General features: G+C 69.5%; 15 protein-coding genes. 9 read left to right on the top strand and 6 right to left on the bottom strand.

The genetic code is table 11. The features are described from left to right. Positions 1-2: 2 nt before the first annotated feature. Positions 3-1,058: a GNAT family N-acetyltransferase gene (locus tag ABZU53_RS04865; RefSeq protein WP_355063908.1), complete on the top strand. Its 1,056-nt coding sequence runs from the start codon at positions 3-5 to the stop codon at positions 1,056-1,058. Positions 1,059-1,141: 83 nt separating this feature from the next. On the opposite strand, the gene ABZU53_RS04860 is transcribed toward ABZU53_RS04865, so the two are convergent. Further along, entirely contained in the window at positions 1,142-2,707 is a 1,566-nt protein-coding gene (locus ABZU53_RS04860) for an aldehyde dehydrogenase family protein (RefSeq protein WP_355063906.1), read from the bottom strand. 436 nt (positions 2,708-3,143) lie between these two features. Between ABZU53_RS04860 and ABZU53_RS04855 the strand changes: the two genes are divergently transcribed. Next, on the top strand, positions 3,144-6,032 hold the full coding sequence (locus tag ABZU53_RS04855; protein ID WP_355063904.1) for a glycoside hydrolase family 9 protein: 2,889 nt from the start codon (positions 3,144-3,146) through the stop codon (positions 6,030-6,032). Positions 6,033-6,235: 203 nt separating this feature from the next. Further along, the gene (locus ABZU53_RS04850; RefSeq protein WP_355063902.1) at positions 6,236-8,731 is read left to right on the top strand and encodes a non-reducing end alpha-L-arabinofuranosidase family hydrolase; all 2,496 of its coding nucleotides are present in this window, start codon (positions 6,236-6,238) and stop codon (positions 8,729-8,731) included. 67 nt (positions 8,732-8,798) lie between these two features. On the opposite strand, the gene ABZU53_RS04845 is transcribed toward ABZU53_RS04850, so the two are convergent. From ABZU53_RS04845 to bioB, 3 genes are read right to left on the bottom strand one after another with little or no spacing between them, the layout of a single operon-like run. Continuing rightward, positions 8,799-9,305 carry a GNAT family protein gene (locus ABZU53_RS04845; protein WP_355063900.1) on the bottom strand — a complete coding sequence of 169 codons (507 nt, stop codon included), beginning with the start codon at positions 9,303-9,305 and terminating at the stop codon, positions 8,799-8,801. A gap of 4 nt (positions 9,306-9,309) precedes the next feature. Next, positions 9,310-9,528 (bottom strand): hypothetical protein, encoded by a 219-nt coding sequence (locus ABZU53_RS04840; protein WP_355064047.1) that lies wholly within the window; start codon positions 9,526-9,528, stop codon positions 9,310-9,312. A gap of 1 nt (position 9,529) precedes the next feature. After that, positions 9,530-10,525 (bottom strand): biotin synthase BioB, encoded by a 996-nt coding sequence (gene bioB, locus ABZU53_RS04835; protein WP_354855452.1) that lies wholly within the window; start codon positions 10,523-10,525, stop codon positions 9,530-9,532. Positions 10,526-10,797: 272 nt separating this feature from the next. On the opposite strand from bioB, the gene ABZU53_RS04830 reads away from it, so the two are divergent. The 3 genes from ABZU53_RS04830 (at position 10,798) to ABZU53_RS04820 (ending at position 13,622) form a co-directional block, all read left to right on the top strand. Continuing rightward, complete coding sequence (locus tag ABZU53_RS04830) at positions 10,798-11,934, top strand: 8-amino-7-oxononanoate synthase (RefSeq protein ID WP_355064045.1); 1,137 nt, start codon at positions 10,798-10,800, stop codon at positions 11,932-11,934. Further along, the gene (bioD, locus tag ABZU53_RS04825; RefSeq protein WP_355063898.1) at positions 11,922-12,656 is read left to right on the top strand and encodes a dethiobiotin synthase; all 735 of its coding nucleotides are present in this window, start codon (positions 11,922-11,924) and stop codon (positions 12,654-12,656) included. Before ABZU53_RS04830 ends, bioD begins: the two co-directional genes overlap by 13 nt. Before the next feature lie 534 nt (positions 12,657-13,190). Continuing rightward, on the top strand, positions 13,191-13,622 hold the full coding sequence (locus tag ABZU53_RS04820; RefSeq protein ID WP_355063896.1) for a hypothetical protein: 432 nt from the start codon (positions 13,191-13,193) through the stop codon (positions 13,620-13,622). An 877-nt stretch (positions 13,623-14,499) separates the two neighbouring features. Here ABZU53_RS04820 and ABZU53_RS04815 read toward each other — a convergent pair. Further along, the gene (locus ABZU53_RS04815; RefSeq protein ID WP_355063894.1) at positions 14,500-15,288 is read right to left on the bottom strand and encodes a hypothetical protein; all 789 of its coding nucleotides are present in this window, start codon (positions 15,286-15,288) and stop codon (positions 14,500-14,502) included. A gap of 149 nt (positions 15,289-15,437) precedes the next feature. Between ABZU53_RS04815 and ABZU53_RS04810 the strand changes: the two genes are divergently transcribed. The 3 genes from ABZU53_RS04810 to ABZU53_RS04800 all read left to right on the top strand — a co-directional run bounded on the left by ABZU53_RS04810 (position 15,438) and on the right by ABZU53_RS04800 (position 16,687). Next, the gene (locus ABZU53_RS04810; protein WP_355063892.1) at positions 15,438-15,602 is read left to right on the top strand and encodes a hypothetical protein; all 165 of its coding nucleotides are present in this window, start codon (positions 15,438-15,440) and stop codon (positions 15,600-15,602) included. Positions 15,603-15,654: 52 nt separating this feature from the next. Next, positions 15,655-15,777 (top strand): hypothetical protein, encoded by a 123-nt coding sequence (locus ABZU53_RS04805; protein ID WP_355063890.1) that lies wholly within the window; start codon positions 15,655-15,657, stop codon positions 15,775-15,777. 637 nt (positions 15,778-16,414) lie between these two features. Then, complete coding sequence (locus tag ABZU53_RS04800; RefSeq protein ID WP_355063888.1) at positions 16,415-16,687, top strand: hypothetical protein; 273 nt, start codon at positions 16,415-16,417, stop codon at positions 16,685-16,687. Positions 16,688-16,711: 24 nt separating this feature from the next. On the opposite strand, the gene ABZU53_RS04795 is transcribed toward ABZU53_RS04800, so the two are convergent. Further along, complete coding sequence (locus tag ABZU53_RS04795; RefSeq protein WP_355063886.1) at positions 16,712-16,900, bottom strand: hypothetical protein; 189 nt, start codon at positions 16,898-16,900, stop codon at positions 16,712-16,714. Between the last annotated feature and the right edge of the window lie 471 nt (positions 16,901-17,371).

Genomic DNA, 17,371 nt, shown 5'->3' with positions numbered 1-17,371 from the left:
CCATGACGTTGTGGCGGATCCGGGCCACCGTGGACGACCGGCCGGGTTACCTGTCGGTTCTCACGGCGAGCCTCGCGCTGCGTGGGGTCAACATCCTCACCGTGCAGGTGCAGCCCACCGAGCAGGGCGCGGTGGACGACTTCCTGGTCGACGCTCCGGACGCGCTCGACGAGGCCGAGTTGGTCGCGGCCGTCGAGCGGGGTCGTGGGCGGAACTGCTGGGTGGCCCGCAGCGAGGCGCGCGGCCTGGCCGATCAGCCGACCCGGGTCCTCGGGCTGGCCAACCGGCTGGTGCGTGACCCGGACGCGGCGGGTGAGGCGCTGCGGACCCTGCTCGGCGCGGACTCGGTCAGCTGGCGGCCGGCGTCGACCGCCGTGGACCGGGGCAGCACCGCCACCACCATGCTGCTGGCCGACCCGGCGGGCGGCTCGTTCGCGTTGCGCCGGGCCGCGCCCGCCTTCACCCCGGCGGAGTACGCCCGGGCACAGGCCCTGGTCGAGGTGGCCGCCACCGTGACCCGTCGGGCCGCCGAACAGGTCACCCTGGTGCTGCCCGACGGGGCCGAGCTGATCGCGCGTCCCGCCTGCGTCGATGACCTGCCGAGCGTCCTGGAGCTGCACGAGGGCTGCTCGCCGCGCAGCCGGCAGCGGCGCTACCTGGGTGGTGCGGCACTGCCGCAGCCGGCCCGGCTGCGCCGCCTGCTGGAGCCGAGCCGAGGGCTCACCCTGGTCGCCACGACCACCGACGGGGACGGCGCGCTGGTCGCGATGGCGAACCTGGTCGGCGAGGGCGACGAGGCCGAGGTGGCGTTGCTGGTGCGCGACGACTGGCAGCGCCGCGGCCTGGGCTCGGCGCTGCTGCGCCGGCTGGTCCGGCACGCCGACGACGCCGGCTACGCGGCCCTGGTGCTGCACGTGCAGATGGACAACGCGCCGATGCTGCGGACGCTGCGCCGGCTGAACCGGTCCAGCTCAACGGAGCGCGACGGCACCCTGCTCACCCTCACCGTTCCGCTCGCCGCGGATCGCAAGGGCATGTCCGTCCCGTCGGGCGCGTAGGGACGAGCCCTGGTCACCCGCCGTGGAGAATGGCCCCTCGCCCCGCACGAGGCGTCGACGAGGGGCCGTTCCCGGTACGGCGGTCAGGTGGCGGGGTAGCTGTTGTAGTCGGGGAAGTTGCCGTAGAGGCGGCCCTCGCCGCCCACGGTGACCGCCTGCACCAGCAGGTCGCCGCCCACGAACGCGCCTTTCCAGGACGCGCCCCGGCCGCCGAACGGCTCGTCCCGGTCGCCGCGCGAGCGCGGCTTGTTGATGCCCACCTTGAACGCCTGGAGGTCCACCGCGAGCTTGCCGGCCTCGTCGGTGTCGTCGCAGGCCAGCGACGCGACGAGCGCGCCGTTGGAGGCGTTCATGGCGGCCAGCAGCTCGTCGGTGGTGTCCACCACGACGATCGTGTCGACCGGGCCGAACGGCTCGGCGTGCATCAACCGGGAGCGGCCGGGCGGGGCGAGCAGCACCGACGGCGCCACGTACGCCGAGGTGTCCTGCCCGGGTAGGAACGGCGCTCCGGTCAGCTTGCCCCGGTGCAGCGGCACCGCGCCGCCGCGAACCGCCTCGTCGACCTTGCGGTGCAGCTCGTCGGCCTTGGCGGCGCTGATCAGCGGCCCGAAGTCCAGCTCGGGCAGCGGGTCACCGGCCGTCCAGTCGTCCCCGACGGCCAGCGGGTGACCGAACCGGACCGAACGCACGACCGGCAGGTACATGTCGAGGAACTCGTCGACCAGGTCGCGCTGCACCACGAACCGGGGGTACGCGGTGCAGCGCTGCTTGCCGTACTCGAAGCCCTTCTTCAGGTGCGCGGCGAGCAGGTCCCACTGGGAGAAGTTCCAGATGCCCCAGGCGTTGAGGCCCTCCTGCTCGATGAAGTGCCGCTTCTCGCTGTCGAGCAGCGCGGCGGCCACCTTGCCGCCGTTGGAGCGGCCGCCGACGAACGCCACCGCGCCGATCTCGGGCGCCCGGACGAGCACCTCGGACAGTTCCTCGCCGCCGCCGGAGACGAGGGTGGCGGGCAGGCCGGCGCGACGCATCAGCGCGTGCGCGACGGTCAGGCAGACCGCACCGCCCTGGGACGGGGTCTTGGCGATGACCGCGTTGCCGGCCAGCAGTTGGACCAGCTCGGCGTGCACGAGGACGCTCATCGGGTAGTTCCAGGAAGCGATGTTGCTGACGGGACCGTCCAGTGGCTCGCGGCCGTCGGCGAGCATCCGGTCGATCTCGCCCACGTACCAGCGGACGCCGTCGAGCGCCCGGTCCACGTCGGCGCAGGCCAGCCGCCACGGCTTGCCGATCTCCCAGACGAGCAGGAGCGCGAGCAGGTCACGGTGGGCGGTGAGGGCGTCCACGGCGTCGCAGACCCGGGCCTTGCGATCGCCCAGCGGGGTACGCGCCCAGGCCCGGTGCGCGGCGGCGGCGTGCGCGACCGCGGCGCGGGCGGTGTCGGCGTCGAGTCGGGACAGGTTGATGACGACGCTGTTGTCGACCGGAGTGCGGACCGGCGCCGGGTGGCCGACCGCCCGCCAGTCACCTTCGATGAGGTTGTGCAGCGTGGTGACGCCGGTTACCTCAACGCCGAACGCCTCCGGCGTGGCGGCGACCGCCCGGGCGAGGGCGTCGGACCAGGCGGTGCCGTCAGCGAGTCGTAGTGCCATCGCGTTCTCCTCAGGGTTGACCGGGGAGCGGCGGCGTCGACGGCACCGCTGATGATCGGTACTGTCTCGCGCCCGGTAGTGGGTCAGCAACCGTACGCTTGTCTGGCTGGCCGCCGACGCGTCCGAGCGGTGCGAGGATCTTTCCAGAAGCGCACGCCGTGAGCTGCGAAAACATCAAGCATTAATCGAAATGCATCGATGGTGTGAGATGGTCCGCAGTGGTTACCCGCGAGTACGGAAGTGGCCCCCGCGGCTCGGCTCCGGCCGGCAGGCTTCCCAACCGACGGCCCGCCCATTACATTGTCGATTATCCATGGGAGCGCTTCCATGCCTCCCCGTGGTCACACCGCCACCCCGCTGTCGCCGGTGGCCGTGCCGCCCCCACGCCGTCCCGCGTCGGTGCGACCGCCGGCGGCGCCTCCGACAGGAGCCCTTCATGCGCCACCTGACCCGGCCGTCCACCGGCCACCCCGGCCGGTCGCCGGTCGCCGACCAGCCCTGGCCCCGGCGGTTGCTGGCCGCCGGCGTCGCCCTGCTCACCGGGCTGTCCCTCGCGGTCACCGCGCCGCCGGCCGGGCCCGCGTCCGCCGCGCCGGCCTTCAACTACGCCGAGGCATTGCAGAAGTCGCTGTTCTTCTACGAAGCGCAGCAGTCGGGCAAGCTGCCGGACTGGAACCGGGTCTCCTGGCGCGGCGACTCCGCGCTCACCGACGGCGCCGCCGCCGGGCTGGACCTCACCGGCGGCTGGTACGACGCCGGCGACCACGTCAAGTTCGGCTTCCCGATGGCGTTCAGCGCCACCATGCTGGCGTGGGGCGCGGTGGAGTACCGCAGCGGCTACACGGCCTCCGGTCAACTGCCGCACCTGCTCAACAACCTGCGCTTCGTCAACGACTACTTCATCAAGGCGCACCCGTCGGCCAACGTTCTTTATGGACAGGTCGGCAAGGGCGACGACGACCACAAGTGGTGGGGCCCGGCCGAGGTGCTGCCGATGGCGCGGCCCGCGTACAAGATCGATGCGAGCTGTGGCGGCGCGGACCTCGCCGGCGAGACGGCGGCCGCGATGGCCGCCTCCTCGATGGTGTTCCGGCCCACCGACGCGACCTACGCGGACAAGCTGCTCACCCACGCCCGGCAGCTCTACACGTTCGCCGACACGGTGCGGAAGTCCTACAGCGAGTGCATCACCGACGCGGCCTCCTTCTACAAGTCGTGGAGCGGCTACCAGGACGAGTTGGTCTGGGGCGCGATCTGGCTCTACCGGGCCACCGGCGACGCCAGCTACCTGACCAAGGCCGAGAGTGAGTACGACAAGCTCGGCACCGAGCCGCAGTCCACCACCCGCTCCTACAAGTGGACCATTGCCTGGGACAACAAGCAGTTCGGCGCGTACGTGCTGCTGGCCAACCTGACCGGCAAGCAGAAGTACGTCGACGACGCCAACCGTTGGCTGGACTACTGGACCGTCGGGGTGAACGGGCAGCGGGTGCCGTACTCGCCCGGTGGGATGGCGGTGCTCGACTCCTGGGGCGCGCTGCGCTACGCGGCCAACACCTCCTTCGCCGCGCTGGTCTACAGCGACAAGACCACCGACACGACCCGCAAGGCGCGCTACCACGACTTCGCCGTCCGGCAGATCAACTACGCGCTCGGCGACAACCCGCGCAACTCCAGCTACGTCATCGGGTTCGGGGCCAACGCACCGAAGAACCCGCACCACCGCACCGCGCACGGGTCCTGGTGGGACAGCCAGACGGTGCCCGTCGAGACCCGGCACACCCTCTACGGCGCGCTGGTCGGCGGCCCGTCCTCGGCCAACGACGCGTACACCGACAGCCGGTCCGACTACGTGATGAACGAGGTCGCCACCGACTACAACGCCGGCTTCACCTCGGCGCTGGTCCGGCTGACCTCCGAGTACGGCGGCACGGCGCTGGCCAACTTTCCGGTCGCCGAGACGCCCGACATGGACGAGCTGACCGTGGAGACCACGGTGATGCAGGCCGAACCCCGGGCCACCGGGCTCAAGGCGATCATCTACAACAAGTCGGCGTTCCCGGCCCGGGCCCTGACCACCGGCAAGTTCCGGTACTACTTCCGGCCCGACGGCACCGGTCCGGTCCAGGTCACCTCCGGCTACACCCAGGGCTGCCCGTCGCCGACCACGGCCAAGCAGTTCAGCGGCGACATCTGGTACGTCGAGGTGGACTGCACCGGCTACACCATCGCCCCGGCCGGGCAGTCGCAGCACCGGATGGAGGTCCAGTTCAAGATCGGCGTGCCGGAGGGTGGCACCTGGGACCCGACCAACGACCCGTCGTACCAGGTGACCGCCGGGCCCAACCGCAAGGTTCCGCTCTACTCCGGCGGGGTGCGGGTCTGGGGCGAGGAGCCCGGACCGGCCACCCCGGACACCACCGCGCCCACAGTGCCCGGCACGCCCGTCGCGTCCGCCGTCACGTCCAGCGGGCTCACGCTGACCTGGGCCGCGTCCACCGACACCGGCGGCAGCGGGTTGGCCGGCTACGAGGTGACCCGTACCTCGGCCGGCGCCGACCCGGTCGTCACCGCCTCGACGGGGGCCACCCTGGCCGTGACCGGGCTGGCGCCCGAGCGGACGTACCAGTTCACCGTGCGGGCGCTCGACGGCGCCGGCAACCGCTCGGCGGCATCGGCCGCGCTCACCGTCACCACGCCGGCCGGCCCGGCGTCGGACACCACAGCGCCGACCGCACCCGGTACGCCCACCGCCTCCGCGATCGGCCCGACCGGCCTGACCCTGACCTGGGGCCCGTCCACCGACGCGGTGGGCGTCACCGCCTACCGCGTCTACCGGGGCGGGAACGTTCTGGTCGGCTCGGCCACCGGCACCACGCTGGCGGTGACCGGGCTGACCGCCTCCACCACGTACACGTTCACGGTGGTGGCGGTGGACGCGGCCGGAAACGTTTCGGCCGCGTCGCCCGGCGTCACGGTCACCACCACGGCCCCGCCTGCCGGCGGCGGCTGCGCGGTGACCTGGACGTCGAACAGCTGGGACACCGGGTTCACCGCGAACATCACGATCGCCAACACCGGCACCACGGCGATCAACGGCTGGACGCTCGCGTTCACGTTCGGAAGCAGCGGGCAGAAGGTCGGGCAGGCCTGGTCGGCGACCGTGACCCAGACCGGCACCGCGGTGACCGCGTCGAACCTGTCCTACAACGGGACACTGGCGCCGGGTGCGTCGACGAGCTTCGGCTTCAACGGCACCCACACCGGCAGCACCACCAGGCCGACCGCCTTCACCCTGAACGGCGCCGCCTGCACGGTCTCCTGACTCATCGACGCGGCGTGGCCGGTACCGCACCCGGGCGACCGGCCACGCCGCGCGCGCAAGGCCAAAACATTTCCGAAACATTTCCGAAAACTCGATTGTCTGGACCGACGCGTGGTTAGCATCGATCGAGTTTGATACCCCAATCGAAGACGTCCGGCCGTGCCCCCTCGGCGGCCCGGGTGTTGGCCAGTAAGGAGGCCGAGATGGCAATGAGCCCATCCGTTCATCGCGGCGGGACTCGGCGACGGCGATCACCCGCCGTCCGAGCGCTGCTCGCCGGCGCGTTCAGCGTCGTGACTGTCGCCGCCGTCGCGGTGATGATGCCCTCGGCGAACGCCGCCGCGACCACGCTCGGCGCGGCCGCCGCGCAGTCGGGCCGGTACTTCGGCACCGCCATCGCGGCGGGCCGGCTCGGCGACTCGACGTACAGCACGATCGCGGCACGTGAGTTCAACATGATCACGGCCGAGAACGAGATGAAGCCGGACGCGACGGAGCCCCAGCGGGGCCAGTTCAACTTCAACTCCGGTGACCAGATCTACAACTGGGCGACCCAGCGTGGCCTGAAGGTCCGTGGGCACACCCTGGCCTGGCACGCGCAACAGCCGGGGTGGATGCAGAGCCTGAGCGGCAGCAGCCTGCGTCAGGCGATGATCGACCACATCAACGGCGTGATGGGCCACTACCGGGGCAAGCTCGCCGCCTGGGACGTGGTCAACGAGGCCTTCAACGAGGACGGCAGCCGTCGCAACTCCAACCTCCAGGGCACCGGCAACGACTGGATCGAGGTGGCGTTCCGCACCGCGCGGGCGGCCGACCCGTCGGTCAAGCTCTGCTACAACGACTACAACATCGAGAACTGGTCGTACGGCAAGACGCAGGGCGTCTACCGCATGATCCAGGACTTCAAGTCCCGTGGCGTGCCGATCGACTGCGTCGGTTTGCAGACCCACTTCACCGGCGGCAGCTCGCTGCCGAGCAACTTCCAGACCACGCTGTCCAGCTTCGCCGCGCTCGGCGTGGACGTGGCGCTGACCGAGGTCGACGTCACCAACTCCTCCACCACCCAGTACGCCGGGTTGACCCAGGCGTGCCTGAACGTTCCCCGCTGCATCGGCATCACCGTCTGGGGCGTACGCGACAGCGACTCCTGGCGCTCGAACGAGAGCCCGCTGCTCTTCGACGGCGGCGGCAACAAGAAGGCCGCCTACAACTCCGTCCTCAACGCGCTCAACGCGGCCCCCCCGACCTCGGGGCCGACCGTGAGCCCGACGGTGAGTCCGACCGTGAGCCCGACGGTGAGCCCGACCACGAGCCCGCCGCCGAGCGGCGGCGCCGGCCGGATCGTCGGGGTGCAGTCGGGCCGGTGCATCGACGTGCCCAACGCCACGCAGACCAACGGCACCCGCGTCCAGCTCTACGACTGCAACGGTCAGTCGAACCAGCAGTGGACGTACACCTCCGGCAAGCAGTTGCGGGTCTACGGCAGCAAGTGCCTCGACGCGAACGGCGCGGCCACCGCCAACGGCACCGGAATCATCATCTGGGACTGCAACAGCGGCGCGAACCAGCAGTGGAACATCAACTCCAACGGCACCATCACCGGTGTGCAGTCCGGCCGGTGCCTGGACGTCTGGGGCACCGGCAACGGCCAGCAGATCCAGCTGTACGACTGCCACGGGCAGACCAACCAGCAGTGGCGGACCGACTTCGGCGGCACCACGCCGACGTCGGCGCCGCCCACCACGGCACCGCCGACCACGACGCCGCCCACCACGAGTCCGCCGAGCGGCTGCGCGCTTCCGTCGACCTACCGCTGGTCGTCGACCGGCGCGCTGACGAACCCGCAGAACGGCTGGGTCTCGCTCAAGGACTTCACCAACGTGGTCTACAACGGCAAGCACCTGGTCTACGGGTCGAACGTCAACAGCAGCGGCCAGTACGGCTCGATGAACTTCAGCACGTTCACCAACTGGTCCGACATGGCCTCGGCCAGCCAGACCGGAATGAGCCAGGGCACGGTGGCGCCCACGCTGCTGTACTTCGCCCCGAAGAACATCTGGGTGCTGGCGTACCAGTGGGGACCGACCTCGTTCAGCTACAAGACGTCGAGCGACCCGACGAACGCCAACGGCTGGTCCTCGGCACAGACGCTGTCCACCGCCACCCTCTCGGACGCGCCTTACGGGGTGATCGACCAGACCCTCATCGGCGACGACCAGAACATGTACCTGTTCTTCGCCGGGGACAACGGCAAGATCTACCGGTCGAGCATGCCGCTGGGGAACTTCCCGGGCAGCTTCGGCTCGACCTACACGACGATCATGACCGACTCGACGAACAATCTGTTCGAGGCGGTCGAGGTCTACAAGGTGCAGGGCCAGAACCAGTACCTCATGATCGTCGAGGCGATCGGGAGCCAGGGACGCTACTTCCGGTCGTTCACGTCCACCAGCCTGAGCGGCTCGTGGACCCCGCAGGCCGCCAGCGAGAGCAACCCCTTCGCCGGCAAGGCCAACAGCGGCGCGACGTGGACCAACGACATCAGCCACGGTGACCTGGTCCGCACCAACCCCGACCAGACCAAGACCGTCGACGCCTGCAACCTGCAGTTCCTGTACCAGGGCAAGAACCCCAGTGCGGGAGGCGACTACAACCTGCTGCCGTGGCGGCCGGGTGTACTGACTCTCCAGCGCTAGGCGCACATCCGTTCGCGCAGAACCGGGGCGTGCCCGGCACCGTGGGTGCCGGGCACGCCCGCCCGGTTCAGTCGGCCAGCTCCTCCGCGAGCAGGTCCATGAGCAGGGCATTGTGCCAGCGCCCGTCCTCGCCCCGCTCGTAGCGGCGCATGATGCCCACCGGCCGGAAGCCCACCTTCGCGTACGCCCGGATGGCCGCGCTGTTCGCCGCGGCCGGGTCGATGGTGAACCGGTGGTGGCCGTACTCGTCGATCAGGTGCCGGGCCAGGGTGCGGATGGCGTCCCCGCCCAGGCCCTCGCCGCGCACCGCAGGGTCGAGGAAGATGTCCAGGCTGGCGTGCCGGTAGTCCGGGTCCGGTTCGGCGTACCACTGGATCGCGCCGATCACCCGGCCGTCGTGCTCGATGGCGTACAGGGCGAGGTCGTCGTCGTTCAGGTCGGCCTGGACGGACGCGGCCAGGTCGTCGCCGCCGCGCCACCACCGGCGTACCTCCGGGTCGGCCCGGATGGCCGCGAGGGCCGGCACGTCCGCGACCGTCGCCGGTCGGAGGGTCACCGCACGCCCGCGCAGCATCGGCTCAGCCTCGGCTCTCGCCGTGCTCGACGCAGACCGCCGACCAGCCGACCGGCAGCACCTGCACCTTCATCCGGCGTCGGCAGCGCGGGCAGTAGCGCGGCGGCTCCAGCGTCCGGGCCGCCGCGCACGACTCGTGCCCGGCGGCCGACGCGTCCTCGCCGCAGCGGTCACACCAACGCTGCGCTGCCACAAGCTCGGTCACGTCGTCCTCACCGGTCAGCTCAGAGGGTCGCGGAGAGGGCCTTGACCGGCATCTTCAGCTCGTCGAGCAGGTCGAGGTCGGCGGTCGCCGGCCGGCCCAGGGTCGTCAGGTAGTTGCCGACGATCACGGCGTTGATGCCGCCGAGCAGACCGTCGCGGGTGCCCAGGTCACCGAGGGTGATCTCCCGGCCGCCCGCGTACCGCAGGATGGTGCGCGGCATGGCCAGCCGGAACGCGGCGATGGCCCGCAGCGCGTCCTTGCCCTCGACCACCGGGCGGTCACCGAGCGGGGTGCCGGGGCGCGGGTTGAGGAAGTTCAGCGGCACCTCGTGCGGGGCCAGCTCGGCGAGCTGCGCGGCGAACTCCGCCCGCTGCTCGACGGTCTCGCCGAGGCCGAGGATGCCGCCGCAGCACACCTCCATGCCGGAGTCGCGGACCATGCGCAGCGTCTCCCACCGCTCCTCCCACGAGTGGGTGGTGACCACGTTCGGGAAGTACGACCGGCAGGTCTCCAGGTTGTGGTTGTAGCGGTGCACACCCATGTCGACCAGGTCGTCGACCTGCTCCTGGGAGAGCATCCCCAGCGACGCGGCGACCTGGATGTCGACCTCGGCCTTGATGGCGGCGACGCCCTCGCGCATCTGCTTCATCAGCCGGTCGTCCGGGCCGCGCACGGCGGCCACGATGCAGAACTCGGTCGCCCCGGTCTGCGCGGTCTGCTTCGCGGCCTCGACAAGCGACGGGATGTCCAGCCAGACCGAGCGCACCGGGGAGGTGAACAGGCCCGACTGCGAACAGAAGTGGCAGTCCTCCGGGCAGCCGCCGGTCTTCAGCGAGACGATGCCCTCGACCTCGACCTCCGGGCCGCACCACCGCATCCGCACCTCGTGGGCGAGCTGGAGGGCGGCGGGCAGGTGCTCGTCGGGCAGGTTCAGCACGGCGAGGACGCCGGCCTGGTCGAGGCCGACGCCGTCACCCAGGACCTGGGTGCGGGCCTGGTCGAGGATCTCTGGCATGGCTCGTACCCTACAAGGCCCCCGGCCAGCCGGGTACGACCTGCCGTCCGGTCGATCTCCGCCGCGGAGATCGACGCACGCCGGTGGCGACCGCTGGTGACCGACCATTGACGGTACGTGGTGATGGTCGCCTCGGATCCCGATCGTCGTCGACATCCGCCGCCGGTCGGCCCCCGCTTGCCGAGTGGATTCGTCGGGTCGGTGGCGGCGGGTGGTAATTTCGCCCGGCGGGTGTCGGCGTGACCGGCGCGGACGGCGGTGAAGGGGTGACGGTGGCGGACTGGCTGGCGGCGCTCGATCGTCGCGCGCAGTTGCGGGCTAAGGCCGGCCTGACCCGTCGGCTGCACCCGCGTCCCGCCGACGACCGGATGACCGACCTGGCCGGCAACGACTACCTCGGACTGGCCACCCACCCGGAGGTCACCGCCGCGGCCACGGCGGCACTGTCGGCGTACGGGCTGGGGGCGACCGGGTCGCGGCTGGTGCGCGGCTCGACCGACGCGCACGAGGCCCTGGAGGTCGAGCTGGCGCAGTGGCTGGGCACCGACCGGGCTCTCGTCTTCTCCTCCGGATACCTGGCCAACCTCGGCGCGCTGCGGGCCCTCGTCCAGCCCCGGACCCTGCTCGTCTCGGACGCGCACAACCACGCGTCGCTGATCGACGGCTGCCGGATCTCCGGCGCGGAGACGGTGGTCAGCGCGCACGCCGACGTGACGGCGGTGGCCGCCGCGCTGGCGGTGGCGCCGGGACGTCCGGCGGTGGTGGTCACCGAGTCGGTCTTCTCGGTCGACGGCGACCTCGCGCCGCTGGCCGACCTGCACGCGGTGGCCCGCCGCTACGGCGCGCTGCTGCTGGTCGACGACGCGCACGCGCTCGGCGTGACCGGTCCGTCCGGTGCCGGCGCGGTCGCGGCCGCCGGGTTGGCCGGCGAGCCGGACGTGGTAATCACCGCCACCCTCTCCAAGGCGCTCGGCGGGGCGGGTGGGGTGGTCGCCGGCCCGGCGGAGTTCGTCCGACACCTGGTCGAGACCGGCCGTACGTTCATCTTCGACACCGCGCTGCCGCCGGCCGTCGCGGCCGGTGTGCACGCCGCGCTGCGGCTGGCCCGGGCCGGCGACGACCTCCGCGCCGAGGTGGCCGACCGGGTGGCGCTGGCGATCGGTCGACTGGGCGCGGCCGGGCTGGCCGTTTCCGCGCCGGACGCGGCGGTGATCTCGGTGGCGGCGCCCGGCCCGGAGGCGGCGACCGCCTGGGCCGCCGACTGCCGGGACCGGGGAGTCGCGGTGGGCTGCTTCCGGCCGCCCTCCACCCCGGACAGCCGCTCCCGGCTGCGCCTGACCGTCAGCGCGGGGGTGCCCCGGGCGGATTTCGAGCGGGCCCTGGACGTCATCGTGGAGTGCGCGCCGTGAGCGCGTGGGAGGGGTCGGTGCTGGTCACCGGCACCGACACCGAGGTGGGCAAGACGGTGGTCACCGCGGCGATCGCGGCGGCGGCGCAGGCCGCCGGTCTGCGGGTGGCGGTTCTCAAGCCGGGTCAGACCGGCACGGCCGGCGGTGAGCCGGGCGATGTGGACGTGGTCAATCGGCTGGCGGCTCCGCTGACCGGTCGCACGCTGGCCAGCTTTCCGGACCCGCTCGCCCCGCTCGCCGCGGCCCGGGTCGCGGACCTGCCGCCGCTGGAGCTGTACGCGGCGGTGGACGCCGTCCGCGAGGAGGCGGACAAGCACGACCTGGTCCTGGTCGAGGGGGCCGGTGGCCTGCTGGTGCCGATGGGACTGCGGCCGTCCGGCGAGCCGTGGACGATGGCCGACCTGGCGGTGTCGCTCGGCGCGCCCGCGGTGGTGGTCGCCCGCGCCGGGCTGGGCACGCTCAACCACACCGCGCTGACCCTGGAGGCCCTGGACCGTCGTGCGGTGCCGGCCGGCGTGGTGATCGGCGCCTGGCCGGCGTCGCCGGAGCTGGTGCACTGGACGAACCTCACCGACCTGGTGCCGAACCTGCTGGGCGCGGTGCCGGCCGGCGCCGGTGCGATGGACCCGGGGGTGTTCCGGCGGTCGGCGCCGGGTTGGCTCACTCCGGCGCTGCACGGGGTGCTCGACGACTGGCGCGTCTGGGCCGAGGAGAGCAGCTGAACACCTGTCGACGAACTGGGGTAGGGAACGGCGTGGGGGTCCGGCGGGGTCCAGGGAACGGCGTTCCCACCCCCGTCCCGGGACACGGGAACGGCGTCGCATTCTGCCTGGACGTTAGCTCGTTCCCCAGGGAACGGCGTCGGGGAACGGGCAAAACCTACGTCCCGTGGGGAACGAAACCGTTCCCACGGTGGATATGTATGGGATGGGAACGGGAACGGCGTCATCGGAGCGGCCCTCATGCTCAGCGGCGAGCGTGGGGTCGCTTCGTAGGTGGCGATCAACTCCTGGAGAAGAACAGGGGCGACTTCGACTGGCGTGGCTACAGCGAGGGAACCACCCACCCGTCCGGCCCCCAGCAAGTGCGGGAAGCGTCTCCGGTCGTCGACAGAGGCCACCCAACGTTGGGTGGTGTGGGTCGGTACGGGGCCGAACCGTCGGGCCGGCTCTGCGGCAATCTGAACCGTTTCGGTCAAGAATGCTGCGGAGGCTCTCGGCGTCGACGGGGTTGATCCGAGCCGGTAGCTTCCAGTCATGGCGTGGGAGAACATAGCGACGCTGGGGATCGCCCTCGCAGCATTCGTGGTGTCGGTGGTCAGCGCCCGCTACTCGAAGTTGTCAGCGGATGCCTCGAAGCGATCGGCAGACGCAGCAGAACGGCAGGCGGCAGCAGCAGAGGCCGCCGTCCCTCCATCACCGCCGCCTGTCGACTGGAAGGTAGTCCGCAGGAGCGAGGCGACTTTCCTGCTGCGCAACGTGGGCTCGGAGCCCGCGCTAGAGGTTGAGGTCGATGCCGTGGACGGGAGGCTGTTTCCTGTCGAGCCTGGAGCCCTGGCCGTACCGGAGTTGCCGCCCAACCAGGCGATCGGCTTCTGGATCTTCACAGCCGACGAACTGCCAGACATCTATGAGATCAAGGTTCGGTGGCGGGGCAGTGGCGACTGGACCAGGTTGCCGCTGCCGTAAATCCCTGTTCATCACTACGACAGCTCTGGTCACGGCGCTGCACTCACGGGAGCGGTACTGCTGCCCACTCGGGGTGATCATCCCATCGCATCCAAATCTCGTTTGGCTTTGGTGCTCCGAACATGGGGATCAGAAGCAGCTCTATCGAGGCTTGCGGAGGCACTTCGTCGGCCCGTGTGTCGCCCCTCAATACGCACTTGATGCGAGACTCGTCGATCTCGACGTTGCGAGCGGTCTTCGTGCCGATGTTCCGCAGCACATAGCGGTTCTTCGCAGGCTGCGTGAGCCACCAGGCAGCATATTCCGGGTTGGGTGTGGCCAACGCCTCCCGCGTAGCGCTGCTGTCTACTGGGAGGTGGGACTCAGTATGGAGGGACGTGTCCAGTCGTCGGGCGCTGCGTCATCACGGCATCGGTACCGCGACCCACTCGGGGCGGTCCTCCCACTTGAGCCACAGTTCAGACATCATGTCGTCGCCGCCCATCGCCGCCGCCCAGAAGGTTAGTGCCTGACCAGGCTCGAAGGTGCTTTGCTCATGGTCCAGCTCGAACAGGCTTGATCGAAGGCGACGCCCGCCGCTGTTGCGTCACCCACGTTCCTCAGGACGTAGGAGTCCCGACCCGGACCTGGCCTGATCTGCCACTTAACAGACGGGGGTGGAGGAGCGAGGGCTTCCTCTGCTGCGGCGGCTTGGCGCTCGGACGCATCCGCTGCCCGACGCGACTCCCTCAGGGACCGAACGGACACGACCAGCGCTCCGGCGGACATCAGTACGGAGGCGCCTACGCCTACCCATGCAGCTGCATCTTCCATAGGGTGATTTTAGATCGACCGCCCAACAGCGCAAGATACAACGAAATGCGTTTTGTGATGTTCCTTAGATGTGCTTAACTACGCGCTGAGAGTAGAGTTGACGCGCGTGGTCAACGAGAAGCACGGCAGCACGCGTGCCGGCCTCCAACAGGGCCGACGGGGCAGTTAGCTTGACGATCGATACCCCAGGTTCAGCAGTTCCCAAGACCTCATGTTCCAAGAGTCCGAGTACCCCGCTGTCGCCGTGAGCGACTCCGCTGCATAGCTTCCAGTAGACGAAGAGCAAGTTATTCTCACCGTCTTGCATGTCGACGCATTTCCCGGCTGCTTTTACTACCTCGCTGTACGAAGGCTTCTTATTGAGGTCCGTGCGTGGAATGTACAGCCGGTCCGCAATATCCGTCACGCGGTCAAACCGCCTCTGGATGCCTTGCTCTTCGGGGTAGCCGGCTTCTTTGAGCAGTTCAGCCAAGTTCTTGACGCTCCACCACTCGCGTCGTAGAAGCCGCGTATAGCGTTCGGTCCGGCTGGCCCCCGTCAGTAGCCACACTGCCGTTGACGCGTTCTCCAGTGCGCCCCGGGTTAGCGTGAACGGCGCGAAGGTGTGGAGCCCGAGCTTCCCGTCACCAGCACCGGTGAGCGCCATCCGCATTGAGTGCAGGTGGTCTACAGCGACGCCCAGGGTGAAGAGCACCGCATGGCCGAGTTGATGCGGGTCGGTTCGTGCGTTGTCGGTAGCCATCGAGCTGCCGGATTGAACATGAAGCGGTTCCTCGTTCATCCATTGCTCGGCCGTCCGCAGGTGGCTAAAAATCTGGTTGATGTGCGTGCGGTCTTCTTCGGTGATGGTCACAGTCGGACACCGTACAGCGTGGGCACGTCAGAACGCTAGGCGATTAAACCTGACAAACACTCGGATTTGCCGGAAAATGGTTCCACAAACGTATTGGCGGACTGGAAAGGGCGCTAATGGGCGCTCGGGGAAAGCTGTCGGAGTTCCCGGTGCTGCTGAATGTCTCGAAGTCGGAGTCGCAGCGGTTCCGTTCAAAAAGCCTTGCCGCTCGACGTGACGATTCCTTGGCGGGAACCGTTCGCTGGCTGGTGGACAAGGAATGGGAAAACCGCATGACTGACGAAGGAGTGAAGAATGCCGCACGAGAGGGCTGACGAAGAGGGGCGCGTGACCGCGCTGGGTCTATTTCATCGCACGATCACCGAGGTGGAGGACGCCATCTTGCAGGCGAGGGCCCGGCAGGCGTACCGGACTGCGGGGGAGCCGGCGGACGGCGATGAGCAGGCCGCCGACCTCAAGCGCTGGCCCGCAGTGGAGAGCAAGTCGTGAACCCCTACCGCTCGGCGGATGACCACCTCTCCTCGCTCATGGACCGCATGGATGAAAGCGAGTTCGGCGGTGTGGCCGGACTGGCGCAGCCGTACCCGCACGAGCCGACCGCCTCGGAAACCCTCCGGGCGCTGTACCAGTCCGACACGACCGGCCCTATTCGCCAACCGGCAGATGATCGTGCAGCCGTACTGAACGCGCCGGGGGTGACCGGTACCCCCGACCGCGCCCGTCGTCGTCTCTGCGGCCGACTGAACACCCCTAGCCAACGCCTCCCATCCACACGGACGGGGGGTGTTGGCCCAGTGAACGAGTTGCACGTTCAGCTACACTCGTCGACGTCTCCCCTGGAGAGAACGTCATACGGGACTTCACACTCCAGACCAGGAGTGCGCAGGTGACTTGCTGCTCATTGCAGCGGCTTGCGCCCTGACGTGGTCAGCCGACAGGCCGTTCGTCGGGTCAGAGTTGCCCATATACAGCCGCCCTAGCCCTCGATAAATAGGCGCCTCGAAGGTGCCAAGCAACATCTGAGATCTTGCTCAGTCGGCGCAGGACCTTGGCTTCACCAGTCATTGCGTGCTGGTCGAGCTGAGCCCTGCGTGCCTCACTCGACCAGAGTGAGGAGAGGCAAGCAGTGGGGCTCGAAGACCTGGGGCTCTGGGTAGCCGTTTCAAGCATCTCGGCCGTCGTCCTGGCGGGTGCCAGACTGCTGCATTTCAAGATCAAGGCTGACCGGGACCGAGCCTTAGCCGAGATGGCGCTGCGTGACACCAAGCCAAATGAGCGGCCTGCCATCCTTGACAGTCTCGCTGGGCTGCGCCCGTTCAATCCGCAGGTGGCGGATGGACCCGAGTCGGACGACCAACCCTCGCTGCCGGGGCAACTCTCAAGGAAGAAGCGTCGATGATCGGCGGGGTTCGCCGCGCTCTGGTCAGTCGTCGGCCGGAGCGGGGCGGTTCTTGGCGATCCACGCTCGTACGGCCTTGCCGTCCCAGACGCGGCCCATGCTCAAGGTGGCGAGCGGGTCGGGGAAACCTTTGCGGCCCACGATGATCGTGGCGCGCTGCTTGCTGATGCCCCCAAGCAGGTCGCGGATCTCATCGAGCCCAAGCAACTCCACGTCTCGACGGTAGGAGCCCTGGGACTTGCTCTAGGGGCTACCGGGTCGTACAACGCTTTAGGGGGTTGCCCTCGTGCAACCCCGCGTGTTGTCATGGATGAATGACCCGACGCGTTACTTTTGCGGAGTATCTGACGGCCGTAGCCATGACCCTGGCTCGCAGGCACAAGCCGGTGTGGTCGTGGATCAAGTGGCGGAACGTGTGCAAGTGCGGGAACGAGCTGCCCTTCCGGGCCAGACACAAGATCCCGATCAACCGGGGTCACTGGCCGGGTGAGAACTGATGGCCACGCACGGGCCGGTCCTGCCGTTGTGGCTGTGCGAGGTGTGCGAACGCCCTTGGCCCTGTTCCACACGCCGCCTTGAGCTGCTAAACGAGTACGCCGCCTCGCCGGTAGCCCTGCGGATCTACATGGGGTCGCACCTGGCGGCGGCTACGCAGGACATGGCCTGGGCTCCCGCCGACGCCGT

It is taken from the genome of Micromonospora sp. NPDC005194, from assembly GCF_040608335.1.
Classification (GTDB): domain Bacteria; phylum Actinomycetota; class Actinomycetes; order Mycobacteriales; family Micromonosporaceae; genus Micromonospora.
This window is presented reverse-complemented; position numbering and strand designations above follow the sequence as displayed.